At 65.9% G+C, this 16,644-nt stretch carries 14 protein-coding genes, 2 tRNA genes and 1 pseudogene; 11 read left to right on the forward strand and 6 right to left on the reverse strand.

Going from position 1 to position 16,644, the window contains the following annotated elements; genetic code table 11:
- The first annotated feature begins 241 nt into the window (after positions 1-241).
- The 6 genes from FB460_RS12700 (at position 242) to FB460_RS12725 (ending at position 6,251) form a co-directional block, all read left to right on the forward strand.
- On the forward strand, positions 242-1,327 hold the full coding sequence (locus tag FB460_RS12700; RefSeq protein ID WP_142094577.1) for a branched-chain amino acid aminotransferase: 1,086 nt from the start codon (positions 242-244) through the stop codon (positions 1,325-1,327).
- A gap of 93 nt (positions 1,328-1,420) precedes the next feature.
- Positions 1,421-2,143 carry a DUF1707 SHOCT-like domain-containing protein gene (locus tag FB460_RS12705; RefSeq protein ID WP_142094578.1) on the forward strand — a complete coding sequence of 241 codons (723 nt, stop codon included), beginning with the start codon at positions 1,421-1,423 and terminating at the stop codon, positions 2,141-2,143.
- Between the two features lie 16 nt (positions 2,144-2,159).
- Positions 2,160-2,996 carry an enoyl-CoA hydratase gene (locus FB460_RS12710; protein ID WP_142094579.1) on the forward strand — a complete coding sequence of 279 codons (837 nt, stop codon included), beginning with the start codon at positions 2,160-2,162 and terminating at the stop codon, positions 2,994-2,996.
- A 9-nt stretch (positions 2,997-3,005) separates the two neighbouring features.
- Entirely contained in the window at positions 3,006-3,839 is an 834-nt protein-coding gene (locus FB460_RS12715; protein WP_142094580.1) for a fumarylacetoacetate hydrolase family protein, read from the forward strand.
- Complete coding sequence (gene gltX / locus FB460_RS12720; protein ID WP_142094581.1) at positions 3,836-5,332, forward strand: glutamate--tRNA ligase; 1,497 nt, start codon at positions 3,836-3,838, stop codon at positions 5,330-5,332. Before FB460_RS12715 ends, gltX begins: the two co-directional genes overlap by 4 nt.
- A gap of 1 nt (position 5,333) precedes the next feature.
- Positions 5,334-6,251 (forward strand): CPBP family intramembrane glutamic endopeptidase, encoded by a 918-nt coding sequence (locus FB460_RS12725; protein ID WP_142094582.1) that lies wholly within the window; start codon positions 5,334-5,336, stop codon positions 6,249-6,251.
- Here the strand turns inward: FB460_RS12725 and FB460_RS12730 are convergent.
- The 5 genes and pseudogenes from FB460_RS12730 to FB460_RS12750 all read right to left on the reverse strand — a co-directional run.
- A pseudogene (locus FB460_RS12730) lies at positions 6,226-7,614 on the reverse strand (fatty acyl-CoA synthetase); the annotation flags it as partial. The gene FB460_RS12725 and the pseudogene FB460_RS12730 sit on opposite strands and share 26 nt — an antisense overlap.
- Before the next feature lie 135 nt (positions 7,615-7,749).
- Positions 7,750-7,825 (reverse strand) — tRNA-Glu (locus tag FB460_RS12735).
- A 48-nt stretch (positions 7,826-7,873) separates the two neighbouring features.
- Positions 7,874-7,945, reverse strand: a tRNA-Gln gene (locus FB460_RS12740).
- 28 nt (positions 7,946-7,973) lie between these two features.
- Positions 7,974-9,446: a polyprenol phosphomannose-dependent alpha 1,6 mannosyltransferase MptB gene (gene mptB / locus FB460_RS12745; RefSeq protein ID WP_170210104.1), complete on the reverse strand. Its 1,473-nt coding sequence runs from the start codon at positions 9,444-9,446 to the stop codon at positions 7,974-7,976.
- Positions 9,447-9,490: 44 nt separating this feature from the next.
- Entirely contained in the window at positions 9,491-10,216 is a 726-nt protein-coding gene (locus tag FB460_RS12750; RefSeq protein ID WP_142094585.1) for an IclR family transcriptional regulator, read from the reverse strand.
- 235 nt (positions 10,217-10,451) lie between these two features.
- Here FB460_RS12750 and leuC point away from each other — a divergent pair, with 235 nt between their 5' ends.
- A complete protein-coding gene (leuC, locus tag FB460_RS12755; RefSeq protein WP_142094586.1) occupies positions 10,452-11,858 on the forward strand; it encodes a 3-isopropylmalate dehydratase large subunit in 1,407 nt (468 codons plus the stop codon).
- Between the two features lie 70 nt (positions 11,859-11,928).
- Positions 11,929-12,540, forward strand: a complete 612-nt coding sequence (leuD, locus tag FB460_RS12760) for a 3-isopropylmalate dehydratase small subunit (protein ID WP_142094587.1) — start codon at positions 11,929-11,931, stop codon at positions 12,538-12,540.
- Here leuD and cofC read toward each other — a convergent pair.
- Positions 12,506-13,333, reverse strand: coding sequence for a 2-phospho-L-lactate guanylyltransferase (gene cofC, locus FB460_RS12765; protein ID WP_170210105.1), 828 nt, complete (start codon positions 13,331-13,333; stop codon positions 12,506-12,508). The two genes, leuD and cofC, sit on opposite strands and share 35 nt — an antisense overlap.
- A gap of 79 nt (positions 13,334-13,412) precedes the next feature.
- On the opposite strand from cofC, the gene FB460_RS12770 reads away from it, so the two are divergent.
- From FB460_RS12770 to nhaA, 3 genes are all read left to right on the forward strand, one after another.
- Complete coding sequence (locus FB460_RS12770; protein ID WP_142094589.1) at positions 13,413-14,162, forward strand: lysophospholipid acyltransferase family protein; 750 nt, start codon at positions 13,413-13,415, stop codon at positions 14,160-14,162.
- A 3-nt stretch (positions 14,163-14,165) separates the two neighbouring features.
- Positions 14,166-15,167: an NAD(P)H-dependent glycerol-3-phosphate dehydrogenase gene (locus FB460_RS12775; RefSeq protein WP_246044418.1), complete on the forward strand. Its 1,002-nt coding sequence runs from the start codon at positions 14,166-14,168 to the stop codon at positions 15,165-15,167.
- A 222-nt stretch (positions 15,168-15,389) separates the two neighbouring features.
- On the forward strand, positions 15,390-16,622 hold the full coding sequence (gene nhaA, locus FB460_RS12780; protein WP_246044419.1) for a Na+/H+ antiporter NhaA: 1,233 nt from the start codon (positions 15,390-15,392) through the stop codon (positions 16,620-16,622).
- Positions 16,623-16,644: the final 22 nt, after the last annotated feature.

A 16,644-nucleotide genomic window follows, 5' to 3' on the forward strand; every position in this document is an offset into this window, starting at 1 on the left:
GCTCCGATACTGGCTGCGTCGGTGTCGTGATCGTTCGTCACGGACTCGTTCTCGTTCACGGCTTCACACTCTCATCGTGTTCTGCATGGCTGCTTGTGGTTCACAAGCACGATAGGCGGCTGTTGGCGGATCATCTGATCGTGTCTCAGAGGTCGGGAGGCTGCGATAGCGTGGCGAGCAGTACTTGAGGCGCCCCTTGTACTTGAGGAATCCCTGTCACCTGAGTGGATCGAGGAGAACGATGAAGTTTGACGACAAGGGCCTGGCTGAGCGATGCGCCGATGCCGAGCGGGAGGCCATCCTGGCCGATCCGGGTTTCGGGCTGCATTTCACCGACCACATGGCGCACGCGCGCTGGACGCCGGACAAGGGGTGGCATGACGACGCGATCGTGCCCCATGCTCCCCTGACGCTGTCGCCCGCTTCCGCCGTGCTGCACTATGCCCAGGAAGTTTTCGAAGGGCTCAAGGCGTACCGGCGCGCTGACGGCTCGGTTTGGCTCTTCCGCCCCGAGAAGAACGGGGAGCGGTTCCAGCGTTCGGCGCAGCGGTTGGGATTGCCCGAGCTGGACGTGGATGACTTCATCGCGAGCATCGAGGCATTGATCCGGGCCGATGCAGCCTGGGTTCCCACACCGCATGATGGAGGTGAGGAGAGCCTCTACATCCGGCCGTTCATGTTCGCCTCAGAACCTTTCCTCGGCGTGCGAGCCGCCCATGAGGTGGACTACTACGTCATCGGATCGCCGGCCGGCGCCTACTTCGCATCCGGTGTGGCACCGGTGTCGATCTGGATCACCAAGACCTATTCCCGCGCCGGAGCCGGTGGTACGGGTGCGGCCAAGTGTGGCGGCAACTACGCTTCCTCTCTCATCGCGCAGCAGGAGGCCGCGGAGAACGGGTGTTCGCAGGTTCTGTTCGCCGATGCCGGGTCAAAACAGCATGCGGAGGAACTCGGCGGCATGAATGTGTTCTTCCTCGACGCCGATGACCGATTGGTCACCCCGCCGCTGAGTGATTCGATCCTGCATGGTGTGACCCGTTCGTCGGTCCTGCAGGTGGCTGCCGACCTCGGTATGGAGACGGTGGAGCGTCCCATCGTGCTCGATGAGGTGTTGCAGGAGATCCGTGACGGCCGGATCCGTGAGGCCTTCGCGTGCGGCACCGCTGCGGTGATCACACCGATCGGGGTGTTCAAGTCCGATGCCGGTGAGTTCCATGTGGGTGATGACGCCGGTGAACGCACCTTGCAGCTGCGTAACCACCTTCTGGACATTCAGTACGGTAGGGCCGAAGATACCCACGGGTGGACACGTCAGGTCTGCTGAGACTGCCATGATGCGGCCCACGTGTGTTGCGTGGGCAGACGTGTGCTGTGTGGGCAGACGCGTGTGGTGACGACCAGAACGGGGAACCGAACCATGTTGGATCCTGCTATGCGGGCCTCTGACTCCGATCGCGACGCCGTGTCCGGCGTCCTGCGCAATGCCGAGGCCGATGGCCGTCTCGACGCCGCCGAACTGGCCGACCGGCTGGATGCTCTGGGGCGAGCGCGCACGTACAGCGATCTTGATGACGTGGTCCGTGATCTGACCTCGACGTTGCCCAGTGAGTTCCTCGATCCTTCGCCGACCGACCCGGAGCCGGCACGTGTCGGATCGGTCCCGGAGCATCTGATCGGTTCTCCGGGGTTCACGCCGGAGGATCCGTTGATCTTCGACGCAGGCTGGGGAACGCAACGCCGCGTGGGCGGATGGACCTTGCCCCCTTTCATCTCGGTGCGGGGCGGTGCCGGAACGGTCTTCCTGGACTGTTGCTCGGCGCAGACGGTGAGTGAGGTCATCAGCGTCGACGTCGCCGGCGGGATGGGGGACATCAAGTTCGTCATTCCCGTGGGCTGGGGCGTCGACACCTTGCGTGTCGGCAGGGGCATGGGCACGGTGTCGGAGAAGACCGCGGGCCACACTCCGGGCATGCCGACGCTGGCGTTCTTCGGGCACATGACACTTGGTTCCCTGACGATCCGGACGCCCAACTGGTTCGACCGCAGGCGTCATCGCAAAATCCAGAAGCAGAACCCGATGCTCACCGCGTCCTCGTCCCCGTCCGAACTACCGAGCGTTTCCCCCAACGACCTGCGTTGACCCACCGGAGGCTGTCATGCCCGAAGTCCGTCTCGAAGCCAGCGGTACGATCCGCGAACTGATCCTCGATGCCCCTCACCGACGCAATGCGCTCAACCGCAGCATGCTCGCCCAATTGCGCAGTGCCATCGGCGATGTGGCCGCCGACACCTCTGCTCGAGCGCTGATCATCCGCGGGGAGGGGAAGTCCTTCTGCGCGGGCGCCGATCTGACCTCGTTGTTCGGAGACACCACACGCCCGGTCTCGGTGCTGCGTGGTGAACTCAGCGAGGTCTACGCGTCCTTCCTCGCTATCGGTGACCTCGACATCCCGACGATCTCGGTCGTGCAGGGCGCGGCGGTCGGCGCAGGCGCCAACATCGCCTTCGCCAGTGACTTCATCGTCTGTGGAGCCAGGGGCAAGTTCGGCATCACGTTCGCCGACATCGGCCTGCATCCCGGTGGTGGTGCCACGTGGTTCCTGACGCGGGCACTCGGCCCACAGCGTGCCAAGGCCGCCATCCTGGGTGGTGAGGTGATCGACGCCGAATCGGCCGTGCGGCTGGGGCTTGCCCTCGAAGTGGCCGAGGACCCGCTGGCCCGGGCCCACGAACTCGCCGAGGTCTATGCGGCCAGGCCACCGGAGCTTGTGGCGTCGATGCTCCACTGTGTGGAGGTGGCGACCCACTCCGATCTGGACACCGTGTTGGCATTGGAGTCCTGGGCGCAGGCGTCGTCGGTGACCAAACCCGAGTTCCAGGAGTTCCAGGAGTCGTTCAAGACTCGGCCCAAGGGCTCAGGGCGCGGGGATGCGGCATCTGCCCCCGGCGGGCCCGCGTATGTCGCCGACGCATCCCCCCACGACCGGCGATAGGGTGGCGAAATGCGTGTTGCGAGGTTCACTGCCGGGTCCGACCCGGCCTACGGTCTGGTCGAGCTCGAAGCCGACGGGGGCAAGCACCCCGACACGATCGCCGTCATCAGCGGTGACCCCATGGCCATGGCGGTGCAGTACACCGGTGAACGACATGATCTGGCCGATGTGCGTCTCCTGGCGCCGGTGATCCCGCGCTCGAAGGTGGTGTGCGTCGGACGGAACTACGCCAAGCACGCCGCCGAGATGGGCAGCCAGGTCCCTGCGACGCCGTTGACCTTCTTCAAACCCAACACGTCGGTCATCGGGCCGGACGCCCCCGTGCTCTGGCCCAGGGGAGCGGAGGAGATCTCCTTCGAAGGAGAGCTCGCCGTGGTGATCGGACGTATCTGCAAGGACGTCCCCGCCGACAAGGCGCAGGACGTCATCTTCGGTTACACCATCGCCAACGACTTCACCGCTCGTGACTGGCAGCGCAATGACGGACAATGGAGCCGCGCCAAGGGCTTCGACACCAGCTGCCCCATCGGGCCCTGGATCACATCGCACTACTCGATCACCGATGCGCAGAATCTGCGGCTCGTGACGAAGGTTGACGGCGAGGTGCGTCAGGACGGAACCACTGCGGACATGGTGCGCTCGATCGGTGAGCTGGTGGAACACGTGAGTTCCTACACCACGCTCCTGCCCGGGGATCTGATCTGCACCGGCACACCCGAGGGTGTCGGCCTGGTGGAGCCTGGTCAGCGCATCAGCGTCGAGATCGAGGGCATGGGAACGCTGGAGAACACGATCATGGACCAACAGGGTCAACAACAGGAGAAAGCGGAGGAGATTCGATGACGGACGCGGCTCACCGTGACGTACTGGGCGGGCTCGACCCCAGCGAGGTGCGGGTGCGGTTCCCACCGTCGCCGACCGGGAACCTTCACGTGGGCAATGTGCGCAGTGCCCTGTTCAACTGGGCCTTCGCCCGGCACTTCGGCGGCAAGCTCGTGTTGCGTCTCGAGGACACCGACGCTGCTCGCAGCACCGCGGAGTCACGTCAGAACGTCCTGGATTCGCTGCGCTGGCTGGGCTTGGACTGGGATGAGGGCCCCGAGGTCGGTGGCCCCCATGGGCCCTATGAGCAGTCGCAGCGCCGTGAGATCTACGACGAGGTCGTGCCGCAGCTGATCGACGGTGGCTTCGCCTACCGCGATGTGTACACCAAGGAGGAGGTCGAGGAGCTCGGCAAGTCGGCTCAGCATCGTGATCCGGCCAACCCCTGCCCGACACTGCCTGCCGAGGAGGTGCAGCGTCGTATCGATGCCGGTGAGTTCGTCGTGCGCATGCACATCCCCGAACGCGAGATCGTGTTCGACGATCTCGTCCGCGGCGAGGTGCGCTTCGACTCGGCCAACGTGCCCGACTACGTCATCGTGCGTGCCAACGGCGATCCGCTCTACACCCTGGTGAACCCGGTGGATGACGCCCTGATGGGTATCACCCACGTCCTGCGTGGTGAGGACCTGCTCTCGTCGACGCCGCGTCAGATCGTCCTCTACGAAGCACTCGCCGCCCTTGGTATCGGTTCGGGTAGGACGCCACGTTTTGGTCATCTTCCGATCGTGATGGGCAACGGCAACAAGCGTCTGTCGAAGCGGGACGAGGGATCGGGCCTGGCCGAGTATCAGGAGCGGGGCTTCCTGCCCGAGGGTCTGCTCAACTATCTGGCACTGCTGGGCTGGGCGATTGCCGAGGACCGCGATGTGTTCACCATGGCCGAGATGGTCGAAGCCTTCGACATCCTGCGGGTGAATGCCAACCCGGCACGCTTCGACCCGAAGAAGGCCGAGGCCATCAACGCCGAACACATCCGCATGTTGTCGGAGGATGAGCTGCGTCCCCGGCTCGTGCCGTTCCTGCAGGCGGCCGGCCTCGTGGCTGACCCGCCGTCACCGGATCAGGAACGTCTGATCGCCGGCATGACGCCGCTGGTCTCGACACGGATGAACACTCTGAGCGAGGTCGTACCGTTGGCTGGGTTCCTGTTCAAGACCGACGATGAGATCGAGATCGAGGAGAAGGCCCGTCCGAAGGAGACCGACGCGGCAACCCTCGACGCCGGTGTCGCTGCGCTGGAGGCCGTTGAGCCCTTCACCACCGAGGCCATCGAAGCCGCGCTGCGTGCAGCACTGGTGGAGGGCCTGGAACTGAAGCCACGGCACGCATTCGGTCCGTTGCGCAGCGCGATCAGCGGGGCCAAGGTCTCACCACCGCTCTTCGAGTCGATGGAGTTGCTGGGACGCGAATCGTCCCTTGCGCGGCTCCGTGCAGCACGCGCCGCACTCTGACGTGTCGATCACCCAGCCCGAACCGGGAGTTGCGTATCCGCAGTTGCTGCGCAGGCCCGGTCGCTCGCCGTTGCCCGGTCTGGTGGGTGTGCTGGGCGGCCTCATCGGCTATCTGGTGATTGCCGGTCTGTTCGTGGAGGCGCTGCTGGGGGCCTGGTGGGTCGTGGCGGACGCCGGCCCGTGGACGGCGTTTCGTTCCGCTGCCATCGGGTTCGAGAATCCTGCGGGCATGTTGGCGGGGAACCTGTCGATCGCACTGCTCATCCCGATCGCGGCCCTCATCGTGCGCGGCGTGCACGGGGCGTCGGCCCGGTGCCTGATCTCGGTGGAGCAACGTGTTCGTTGGCGGTGGCTGGCGGTCAGCACGGCCGTGGCGCTGGTGGCCTTCGGCGTCCACCTGGTGTTCATCGGACCTTCGTCGTGGTCTGCGCAGGAAGGCTTCGTGGGGTTTCTCGTGGTCATCGTGCTCACCACGCCCCTGCAGGCGATGGCCGAGGAAGTGTTCTTCCGCGGCTATCTGATGCAGGCGGTCGGCGGTTTCGCCGCGTCGCCCTGGTGGGGGATTCTTGGTTCGGCCACGTTGTTCGCGCTGTTCCACGGAGGTCAGAGCCCGGCGTTGTTCTTCAGTCGCTTCGCCTTCGGGATCGTCGCCGGATGGCTCGTGGTGCGCACCGGTGGTCTCGAGACCGCCGTGGCTGCGCATATCGTCAACAACGTGCTCGCGTGGTTGTTGGCGGCCGGAACCACTTCGATCGCTGAGGTCCGTGCCATCACCCACGTCACGTGGGCTGATGCGTTCAGCGACGTGGCGGTGTTCGCCGGCATCACGCTGGTGTCGGTGGTCCTGGTCCGGGGCATGCACGTGCGAGCGCGTACGCCCCGGACCACCGTGGTCATGAGCGACGCAGCTGACGCTTGAGGATCTTCCCCGACGCGTTTCGGGGGAGTGACCGGGCCAGCTCGATGCTCTTGGGCACCTTGAACGGGGCGAGCCGTTCACGCACATGCTCGATGAGTTCGTCGGGGTCTGGTCTGGCATCCTCCTTGGGCACCACGACAGCGTGTACCGCTTCGACCCACTTCTCGTGGGGGACGCCGACGACGGCGACCTCGGCCACCTGCTCGTGGGTGTAGAGGGCGTCCTCGACCTCACGGGAGGCCACGAGCACGCCGCCTGTGTTGATGACATCGCGGATCCGGTCGACGACCTCGATGTATCCCGCATCGTCGATGCGCACGAGGTCTCCTGAGTGGAACCAGCCGTCGCGGAAAGCCTCGGCGGTTGCTTCGGGGTTGTTCCAGTAGCCCTCGCAGAGCTGGGGTGAGCGATAGACGACCTCGCCGGTGCCACCCGGTTCCACTTCGTTTCCCTCGGGGTCGACCACCTTCATCTCCACCATCAGCACGGGGCGGCCGGCTGAATTGGGGCGCTCGTCATGCTCCTCAGGCCGCAGGACACAGGCGAGGGGAGCGATCTCGGACTGGCCGAAGCAGTTGTAGAAGCCGGCGTTCGGCATACGTTCGGTGAGGCGTTCCAGGATGGGCCCGGGCATGACCGACGCCCCGTAGTAACACGTGCGGATGTGGGGCAGGTCGGCGTCGGCGAAACCGGGAAGATTCGCGATGGCCACCCAGAGCGTCGGTGCGGCGAAGAACGACCGGTGCCCATCATGGGTCAGACGCTGCAACACATCGGTGGGATCGGGGGTCTCGATCAACGTGTTGGTGGCACCGATCATGAGCTGGGGCATGATGAAGACATGCATCTGAGCTGAGTGATACAGCGGCATGACATGCAGAGGGTCGTCGTCAGCGGTGAAGTCGAGCGCGGTGATGCTCGACACGTATTCGTGGACGAGTGCCCTGTGCGTCATCATCGCGCCCTTGGGGCGAGAGGTGGTCCCCGAGGTGTACAGCAGCTGGGCGAGATCGGTGTCGGAGACGTCGACGTCCAGCGTGGGCGGGGGCTCGGGGGAGCGTGCCGCGTCGAGAAGGGACCGCTCACCATCGCGCAGGAGAACGGCTTCAGGGGAGTTCACCGCTTCGATGTGAGGCATGAGGCTTGGGTCGACCATCACCAGAGAGGCCCCGGAGTCATCGAAGAAGTGTTGGAGCTCATCACCGGTCAGGGCGAAGTTGATGGGAACATGCACCAACCCGGCGCGGGCGCAGGCGAGGAAGGCGATCAGGTAGGCATCGGAGTTCTTGCCGTAGGTCGCGACGCGGTCACCCTTGGTGAGCCCCCGCTGCAGCAACCAGGCTGCTGCGCGTGTCACCGCGTCGTCGAGTTCACGTCGTGGACGCGAAGCATGTTCTCACCCCTACGTTGTGCCGTGACTGTCCGGCACAACGTAGAGGTGAGAAAGGAATTCTGGTCTGGAAATGCGAAAACCCCCGGCGAACCGGGGGTTTTCGGGTGGTAGCCCCGACGGGATTCGAACCCGCGCTACCGCCTTGAGAGGGCGGCGTGCTAGGCCGCTACACAACGGGGCCGCGGCTGGAAAAGATTAGCAGCAGCGAGCCACGTCGTCCATTCCATCGCTGGGCTATAAGGACTCGAACCTTAACTAACTGAACCAGAATCAGTCGTGCTGCCAATTACACCATAGCCCATGGGTGCCCTCCGGCACGAGGAATAATGTTACTCGACGCGGGCCGCCTGTGCAACATCAGCGGGGTGGGATGTCGGCGCTGGGGCTCCGAAGAAGGTTCCGCGCGACTTCCACCACCATGCGGCTGCCGCCAGGGCGCACAGCGGAACGGTGACTGCCGGGGACCAGAACTCCTGGAGGATCGCAGAAACCGAGAGTCCGCCGGTGGCTGCGATGATGATGAGGCCCCATTCGCGGCGCACGTGCACCCAAGCCAGCAGGATTCCGCCCCAGAGGGGATACCAGGGTTGGAGTGCTGCTCCGAGCAGGCCGAAGGCGAGCAGGGTTCCGGCGGTGAAGGCCACTGTGCGCTCGGGCAGGTGGCGCTTGCCCACCCAGACGATGGCGGCGATGGTGGTGATCGTGGTGAGGACCGAGCCGACGGCCCCCACCGGTTCGGCGGGGACCCCGAAGCCGCGGATCAGTAGCTGGCTGACCCAGCTCACGGGGGTGTGGCTTATCACGAGGGTGGGGGAGCCTCCCGTGTCGTTGGCCCACCCCATGCCCAGGTCTGATGCATAGGAGATGGCCAGGAACAGGCCGCCACCGACAGCTCCTGCTGCTGCGACCCGCAGCGTCAGGCCGAGCCAGCGTCGCTGCAGATGCTGGACGCGGGGCCATGCCGCGTGCAGAGCGACGCCGAGGCCGGCGAGCACAGCGGGTTGCTTGACGCCGGCGGCGAGCCCGATGGCCAGGGCCGACCACCACAGGCCGCCGGGGCGACGGGCCAGCCAGATCGCCAGAACGATCAGGGCGCTCATCAGTGAGTCGTTGTGGGCGCCGCCGAGATACTGCGAGATGACCAATGGGTTGAGCAGGGCGATCCACACCGCCACGTCCGGATCGATGCCCATGTCTCGGGCGAGTGGACGTGCGACGCACGCGATGATGATGAATGCCAGCACCGGGATGGCCCGCATGGCGACGACCGACCAGTATGGATGTTCCTGCGTGATGGCCACGAGGATGCCCTGAATATAGAGGGAGATCGGAGGGTAGACCGTCGTCGTGCTCAGCCATGAGTCGAAGATGCCCGAGCTGAACGGGCTCGGTATGCCCATGGGAACGTCGTAGGGGTTCCGACCCTGATTCAGGATCCAACCCTGGGCTGCGTAGGCCCAGGGGTCGGCAGTCTGCAGAGGTGGTGCCAGAAGGGTGGGGGCTCCCCAAAGGCACAGCAGGCCCCACTGCAGACGCGGGCGTCCGCGGCCCACGCGTGATGGGTGGACAGCGGTCCAGGCCCAGAACAGCATGATCGCGCCCGCGACGCCGAGGGCGCGGGCAATATGACGACCCGATGGGCTGCGAAGGTGGGGGAAGGTCTCCGAAAGAGGGTTCTCGACGATCCCGGGGAGGAAGCCGACCGCGAACGGGAGGAGCGACATCAATGTCGTCCCGAGCAGTCCGATGGCGGCGATCGTGATGAGTCGGCCAGCTGCTGTGCGAGAGGCGGGCCGAAACATGCGCGACATCCTAGCCGGTCATGCTGCGCATCTGTTGACCTGCGTCACTCCGAGGATCCGGTCTGACGCAGGACCTCCGAGAGTCGATCGGCTGCTGCGACGACGGCGCGGGCATGCATGCGGCCGGGCTGTTGCGTCATGCGTTCAATGGGGCCCGAGCAGCTCAACGCCGCGATGACTTTGCCGGAGGGTGCTTGCACCGGCGAGGAGACCGAGGCCACGCCGGGCTCGCGTTCACCGACCGACTGTGCCCAGCCGCGACGGCGCACGGTGGCGAGGTCGACGGCGTTGAAGCTGGCTCCCTGGAGGCCTCGCTGCATCCTCTCGGGTTCCTCCCAGGCAAGCAGGATCTGAGCGGCCGAGCCGGCGCTCATGGTCAGTTGGGCCCCGATGGGCACGGTGTCACGAAGTCCTGCGGTGAGCTCGGCTGCGGCGACGCACACGCGCAGGTCACCTTGACGGCGGAACAGCTGTGCCGATTCGCCAGTGATGTCGCGGAGTCGGGCCAAGATCGGCCCGGCGGTCGCCAGCAGGCGGTCCTCACCGGCTGCGGCAGCCAGCTCGCCCAGGCGGGGTCCCAGGACGAAACGGCCTTGGAGGTCACGTGCCACGAGACGGTGATGCTCGAGCGCCACGGCCAGGCGATGGGCGGTGGGGCGCGCCAAGCCGGTGCTGTTGACCAAACCCGCCAGAGTTGTCGGCCCGGTCTCGAGTGCAGACAGGACCAGTGCGGCCTTGTCGAGAACGCCGACTCCACTGGGTGTGTCCATATTCTGGTACCTCATCTTGCATTTTGGGAATTGGGCACGATCATAGGAGCAGTGCCGTTCGGAGGGCCGCAAGGGCCTGTGGTCATTGAGATGTTCTCACGCGGGCAAGTGTCACGCATGGGAAAGATATTGCCAGCGTCAGGCCGGATGGGCCCAGCGTCAGGCCGGATGGGCATGGGGTATCGCCGGGACTGTTGCGGGGTCGGCAGCGTGAATACGCGTACGGGAGGAGAATATGAGCACACCGAGGACACTGCTCGACAAGGTCTGGGATGCGCACGTCGTGCGCAGGGCGGAGGGGGAGCCCGACCTCCTCTACATCGACCTCCACCTCGTCCATGAGGTGACCAGCCCTCAGGCGTTCGACGGATTGCGGCTGGCGGGACGCCCGGTGCGGCGTCCGGACCTGACCATCGCCACCGAGGATCACAACACGCCCACCATCGCCATCGATCAGCCGATCGCCGACCCGGTCTCGAAGGCGCAGGTGGACGCACTGCGCAGCAATGCGGCGGAATTCGGCATCCGGCTGCACAGTCTTGGCGACCGGGAACAGGGCATCGTGCACATCATCGGGCCCCAGCTGGGGCTCACCCAGCCCGGCATGACGATCGTGTGTGGAGATTCCCACACCGCGACCCATGGAGCTTTCGGGGCATTGGCGTTCGGCATCGGTACCTCGGAGGTCGAGCATGTCTTGGCCACCCAGACGCTTCCGCAGACGCGTCCACGGACGATGGCGGTGAACATCGAGGGAGAACTTCCCGAAGGGACGACTCCGAAGGATGTGATTCTCGCGCTCATCGCCAAGGTCGGCACCGGGGGTGGCCAGGGGCATCTGGTGGAGTATCGCGGTGCGGCGGTCGAGGCGATGTCGATGGAGGGGCGCATGACGCTGTGCAATATGTCCATCGAATGGGGTGCCCGCGCTGGTCTGGTGGCTCCTGACGAGACGACCTTCACCTACCTGCGGGGCCGTGATCATGCGCCCACCGGCGAACAATGGGACGCCGCCGTCGAGGCCTGGCGCGACCTGCGCACCGACGAGGGAGCCACCTTCGACACCGAGATCACATTGGACGCCGGTGAGATCACTCCGTTCGTCACGTGGGGCACCAACCCCGGGCAGGGGGTTCCGCTCGGTTCGACGGTTCCCGAACCGGCTTCGTTCGATGACCCCAATGAGCGTCGCGCCGCCGAGCGCGCGCTGCAGTACATGGGTCTGGAGCCCGGAACTTTCATGCGGGAGGTTTCCGTGGACACGGTTTTCCTGGGGTCCTGCACCAATGGGCGTATGGAGGATCTCCGAGCCGCCGCGGACGTGCTCCGTGGGCGGAGGATCGCCGATGGGGTGCGCATGATGGTCGTCCCCGGTTCGGCACGTGTCCGTCTGGAGGCCGAATCCGAGGGGCTCGACAAGATCTTTCTCGACGCTGGAGCCGAGTGGCGGGCAGCGGGCTGTTCGATGTGTCTGGGTATGAACCCCGACAGGCTGAGTCCGGGGGAACGCTGCGCATCGACCTCCAACCGAAACTTCGAAGGGCGTCAGGGCACCGGTGGCCGGACGCACCTGGTGTCGCCGGCCACGGCAGCGGCCACGGCCGTCGCCGGACGGTTCGCGTCACCTGCGGATCTCGGCTGACCCCGTTCGCCTCCAGCGCACCCAGCCAGTCATTCCTCGGCCCGAGCGCCGCGAGTCACAGGAGCACATCATGCAGGCATTCACCACCCACGTCGGAGTCGCCGCGCCATTGAAGCGCAGCAACGTCGACACCGACCAGATCATTCCCGCCGAGTACCTCAAACGGGTCACTCGAGCCGGGTTCGCTGACGGACTGTTCTCGCGTCTCCGCGCCGAGAGCGACTTCGAGCTCAACCAACCCGCCTGGCGTGAGGCCACCATCCTCGTCCCCGGTCCCGACTTCGGCACCGGATCCTCACGTGAGCACGCCGTCTGGGCGCTGATGGATGCGGGCTTCCGCGTCGTCATCGGCTCCACGTTCGGGGACATCTTCCGCAACAATTCGGCGAAGGCCGGGCTTCTCGTTGCTGTCATCACACCGACCGAGGTGGACGCTCTGTGGGGCCTTCTGACCGAACAGCCGGGCACCGAGGTCTCGGTCGACCTGCGCACCCGCACCATCACGGCGCCGGGCTTCGAGGCGACTTTCGAGATCGACGACTACACCCGTTGGCGTCTCCTGGAAGGGCTGGATGACATCAGCCTCACGCTGCGTCACGAGAACGACATCACGGCTTTCGAAGCCGAGCGTCCAGTCTTCGCGCCGGTCACCACCATGCGGAGTGCACACGGGCCCCGGTGACCGTGGCATGCAGGCGTTGCCCGGCGGCCAGACGTGGGGCGGGCGCGACGTCGGCGGGCAACATCAGGCGTCGGCCCGCGTCGTCGATGACCGACCACCCTTCGTCGGTCGCCTCGGCCACGGTGATGGGGCGGGCGTCGATCACGAGGTCGGTGCCGTTGAACAGCGATCGTGTGTGCTGGCCGAGCCCGAGGCGGTGCGCTTCGGCCAGGTCGGTGAGATCGTCGACATCGCAGCGGGCGGGGTCGGGGGCGTCGATCTGCTGAACGCCGTTCTCCAGGTGGCGTGCAGCCGAGCCGTGCTCGAACAGTGGATCCAACAGACAGTCGTCGGCCACCAGGATCGTGGTGCCTTCGCCGGACTGATCCGATGCCATCCACCGGGATCCGGGTGTTCCGGCGGACAGAACATCGATGGCGGCCGCTGGCGTCATTGCTGGTAGGTCGGCGACGCAGGCGGCCATGCGCTGGATGTGCGGCTCATCGGTCATCAGCCATTCGACGCCGACGGTGAGGGCCGCGTTGATGTCGGTGCCGGGGTCGGGTAGGAGCGTGACGTTCAGCCCCGCCCTGCGCAGTGCAGCCCCCAGAAGGGGGGACCCACTGACCACCACGACATGGTCGACCACCGGCTCCCACGCCGCGACGGTGTCGAGGAGCATGAGTGTCACCAGCCGCCGACGAAGTGCCGGGGCCAGTTCGGTCATCCGGCTCTTGGCGCGCTCGATCTCCTTGATCGCAAGAACGACTCCGGTGGCGGGCAGTGTGCTGCGCTGCTGGTCCAGCGTGGGCATATGGGTCATTCTGGCACGCATTAGAGTGAAGGTCTCAGATGGTCGCGACCGATGGAGGTTCCCCATGCCCCGTGCCCCCATGTCCAGCACATTGGCCTCGCGGCCGTTGAAGGAAGTCAATACCGAGGACATCGAACCGGTGCTGCGTCACGTCGCCGGCACTCTTGGACGTCTTGTGCGGGTGTTGACACATCAACGTTGGGCCGGATCGGAGAAGGTGCCGAAAAGCGGCCCCGCGATCTTCGCGGTGAACCACATCTCCAATTTCGACCCTCTGGCGTACGGTCATTTCCTCATCTGGTCGGGGCGCTACCCGCGCTTCCTCGCCAAGGACGAGATCTTCGAGACCCCGGTGCTCGGCTGGGTCGCCCGCGCATGTGGTCAGATTCGCGTCGACCGTGGGACCGACCGTGCGATCGAGGCGGTCCACGCCGCCAATGCCGCCCTGTCGGAAGGCAAGACGGTGTCGGTGTATCCGGAGGGGACGATCACGGCCGACCCCGATGGCTGGCCCATGCAGCCGCGGACCGGGGCCGCTCGCATCGCCCTGGCGACACGAGCCCCGGTGATCCCTGTGGGGCAGTGGGGGGCCAACCACGTGATGCCCGGAAAGAAACTCACCTATCCGCGGCTGTTCCCCCGCAAGACCATGTATGTGAAGGCGGGCGACCCGGTGGACCTGTCCGACCTGTACGGGCGCGACGACAAGGAAGCCCTTCGTGAGGCCAGCCGCCGCATCATCATGGCCATCACCGACATCGTCGCCGAAATCCGTGACGAGACCGCGCCGGAGGGTCGCTGGGACATGCGCCACGGCGCCCGGGTCTGAGCCATGGTTCCCGTGATCGATCACGTGGCCGTTCTCGGCGCTGGAGGCTGGGGCACGGCGTTCGCGCTTCTCCTCGCCGACGCCGGGCGCAACGTGACCCTGTGGGCACGAGACCCCCGGGTGGCCGACGCGATCAACACCGAGCGCCGCAATGAGCGGCGCCTTCCCGGAATCGAACTCCCGGTGCAGGTGCGGGCGACATCGGACCGTTCGGCGGCCGTGGCTGACGCCGACGCCGTGGTGATCGCGTTGCCGTCGCAGACCGTCCGGGCCAACATGACGGGCTGGGCGCTGCCGAGGGGCGTCCCCGTGGTGAGCTTGGCCAAAGGCCTCGAGGAGGGCACCGGCCTGCGGATGAGCCGGGTTCTGGCCGAGTGCGGTGTCGCGCCAGATCAGATCGCGGTGCTGAGCGGGCCGAACCTGGCAGATGAGATCGGCCGCCGTGAGCCGGCGTCGGCAGTGGTCGCGGCCGCCGAGCATGATCTGGCGGTGGACATCCAGCGCGCGTGCCATGGTCCGAATTTCCGCGCCTACACCAGTACCGATGTCACCGGGGTCGAGGTGGGCGGCGTCACGAAGAATTCCATCGCCATCGCTGTCGGCATGGCCATCGGGCTGGGGCTGGGTGCCAATGCGGTCGCAGCTCTCACCACGCGCGGGCTCGCCGAGAGCACACGGCTCGGGGAGGCGATGGGCGCTGACCCGCTCACGTTCCAGGGAATGGCAGGTATGGGTGACCTGGTGGCAACCTGTTTCTCGCCGCTTTCGCGGAACCGAAGCTTCGGCGTGGAGCTGGGGCGTGGAGTGGCGGTGGAGGCCGCGCTCGCACACGGGCGGGGCGTCGTGGAGGGGGCCCGGTCCACTCCTGTGGTGGCCCAAGTGGCAGGTGGTATCGGTGTCGACATGCCGGTGGTCTCGACCGTCTGTGATGTTCTGGCGGGGCTGCTCACTCCCGCAGAGGCGCTCGACCGTGCCATGGCGCGAGAGCTGAAACCCGAGCGCTGACCGGAGCGGAGGTGCCTCGGGCCGCGACTCTCACCGCGCTGTGTGGGGAGAACGGGCCAGGTGGGCGCGATCGGTGACAGGCGTGATCTGACCAAGCGATTGTTGCAGACCCGCCTGTGTCAAGGCTGCAGGAGGGGCAATGGTTCCTGCTAGGCTCCCCGCACTGGGTGAGCCGGGAAGTCTGGTCGGCGACGAATTTTGCCTACCCCGAGGAGAATGCCCATGCGCCACATGGCCGGGCGAATCACTGAGTCACTGCGAACCGAGACAGTCGGCGGGTTGCTGCTCGTCGGAGCCGCGATCCTGGCGTTGGTCTGGGCCAACTCGCCGTGGCAAGACACTTATCACCAGATCCGCGAGACCAGTTTCGGCCCCGCCGCGCTGCATCTGGATCTGAGTGTCGCCCACTGGACGGCCGACGGGTTGTTGGCGATCTTCTTCTTCCTCGTCGGCATGGAGCTCAAACACGAGTTCGTGGCCGGTGACCTCCGCAGCCCCAAGAAGGCGCTTGTCCCGGTTGCTGCGGCGGCCGGCGGGGTCATCGTTCCCGCCCTGGTCTATCTGGCGTTCAATGCGGGCAAGGACACCGTGGGTGGGTGGGCCATTCCTGCCGCCACCGACATCGCCTTCGCATTGGCGGTGCTCGCGATCATCTCATCGCATCTCCCGTCTGCCCTGCGCGTCTTCCTCCTGACGTTGGCCGTGGTCGATGACCTCATGGCGATCCTCATCATCGCCGTGGTCTACACCAGCGAGATCCGTATCCTGCCGCTCCTGCTGGCTCTGATCCCCATCGGCCTCTACTGGGTTCTGGTTCACCGCTGCTCGAAATGGTTCGCGGCCCGCACGTGGAGCCTGTGGCTCATCCTGCTGCCGATCGGCATCGTCACCTGGGCACTTGTCCATGCCTCCGGGGTCCATGCGACGCTCGCCGGCGTGGCTCTTGGCATGTGCATTCCGGTGATCGCACACTCGGCGAACACCGCTGGCGATGAGGAGCACGAGACGTCCCTCGAGCATGCTCTTGAACACACCCTGCGGCCCGTTTCCGCCGGACTGGTCGTGCCCCTGTTCGCTTTGGGTGCTGCCGGTGTCACGGTGGAGGGGTCGGAGTTCCTCGGCTCACTGTCGAGCCCGGTCGTTCTCGGCATCGCCTTGGGTCTCCTGCTCGGAAAGCCGGTCGGGATCATGCTGACCACCGTCATCGTCTCCAGGCTCACCCCCGACGAGTCGGATGACTCCATGTACTGGCTCGATCTCGTCGGGATCGGCATGCTCGGCGGCATCGGTTTCACCGTGTCGCTGTTGGTGAGTGAACTCAGCTTCGCCGGGACGGATCATCTCGACAACGCCAAGATTGGTGTGCTCACCGGCACGCTTCTCTCGGCCCTGTGCGCCACCGTGGTGCTGGCACTGCGCAACCGGCATTACAAGCGAATGGAGGCGAGTCGGTGAGGGGCCACGCCGTGGCGGTTCC

Source organism: Propioniferax innocua (assembly GCF_006716235.1).
Lineage (GTDB): Bacteria > Actinomycetota > Actinomycetes > Propionibacteriales > Propionibacteriaceae > Propioniferax > Propioniferax innocua.

Bases quoted from the DNA above. Each gene is read 5' to 3' on its own strand.
- FB460_RS12715 (WP_142094580.1), top strand. From the start codon at position 3,006: ATGCGTGTTGCGAGGTTCACTGCCGGGTCCGACCCGGCCTACGGTCTG.
- FB460_RS12775 (WP_246044418.1), top strand. From the start codon at position 14,166: ATGGTTCCCGTGATCGATCACGTGGCCGTTCTCGGCGCTGGAGGCTGG.
- nhaA (WP_246044419.1), top strand. From the start codon at position 15,390: ATGCGCCACATGGCCGGGCGAATCACTGAGTCACTGCGAACCGAGACA.
- gltX (WP_142094581.1), top strand. From the start codon at position 3,836: ATGACGGACGCGGCTCACCGTGACGTACTGGGCGGGCTCGACCCCAGC.
- FB460_RS12750 (WP_142094585.1), bottom strand. From the start codon at position 10,216: ATGGACACACCCAGTGGAGTCGGCGTTCTCGACAAGGCCGCACTGGTC.
- FB460_RS12700 (WP_142094577.1), top strand. From the start codon at position 242: ATGAAGTTTGACGACAAGGGCCTGGCTGAGCGATGCGCCGATGCCGAG.
- FB460_RS12770 (WP_142094589.1), top strand. From the start codon at position 13,413: ATGTCCAGCACATTGGCCTCGCGGCCGTTGAAGGAAGTCAATACCGAG.
- cofC (WP_170210105.1), bottom strand. From the start codon at position 13,333: ATGCCCACGCTGGACCAGCAGCGCAGCACACTGCCCGCCACCGGAGTC.
- leuD (WP_142094587.1), top strand. From the start codon at position 11,929: ATGCAGGCATTCACCACCCACGTCGGAGTCGCCGCGCCATTGAAGCGC.
- leuC (WP_142094586.1), top strand. From the start codon at position 10,452: ATGAGCACACCGAGGACACTGCTCGACAAGGTCTGGGATGCGCACGTC.
- FB460_RS12705 (WP_142094578.1), top strand. From the start codon at position 1,421: ATGTTGGATCCTGCTATGCGGGCCTCTGACTCCGATCGCGACGCCGTG.
- mptB (WP_170210104.1), bottom strand. From the start codon at position 9,446: ATGTTTCGGCCCGCCTCTCGCACAGCAGCTGGCCGACTCATCACGATC.
- FB460_RS12710 (WP_142094579.1), top strand. From the start codon at position 2,160: ATGCCCGAAGTCCGTCTCGAAGCCAGCGGTACGATCCGCGAACTGATC.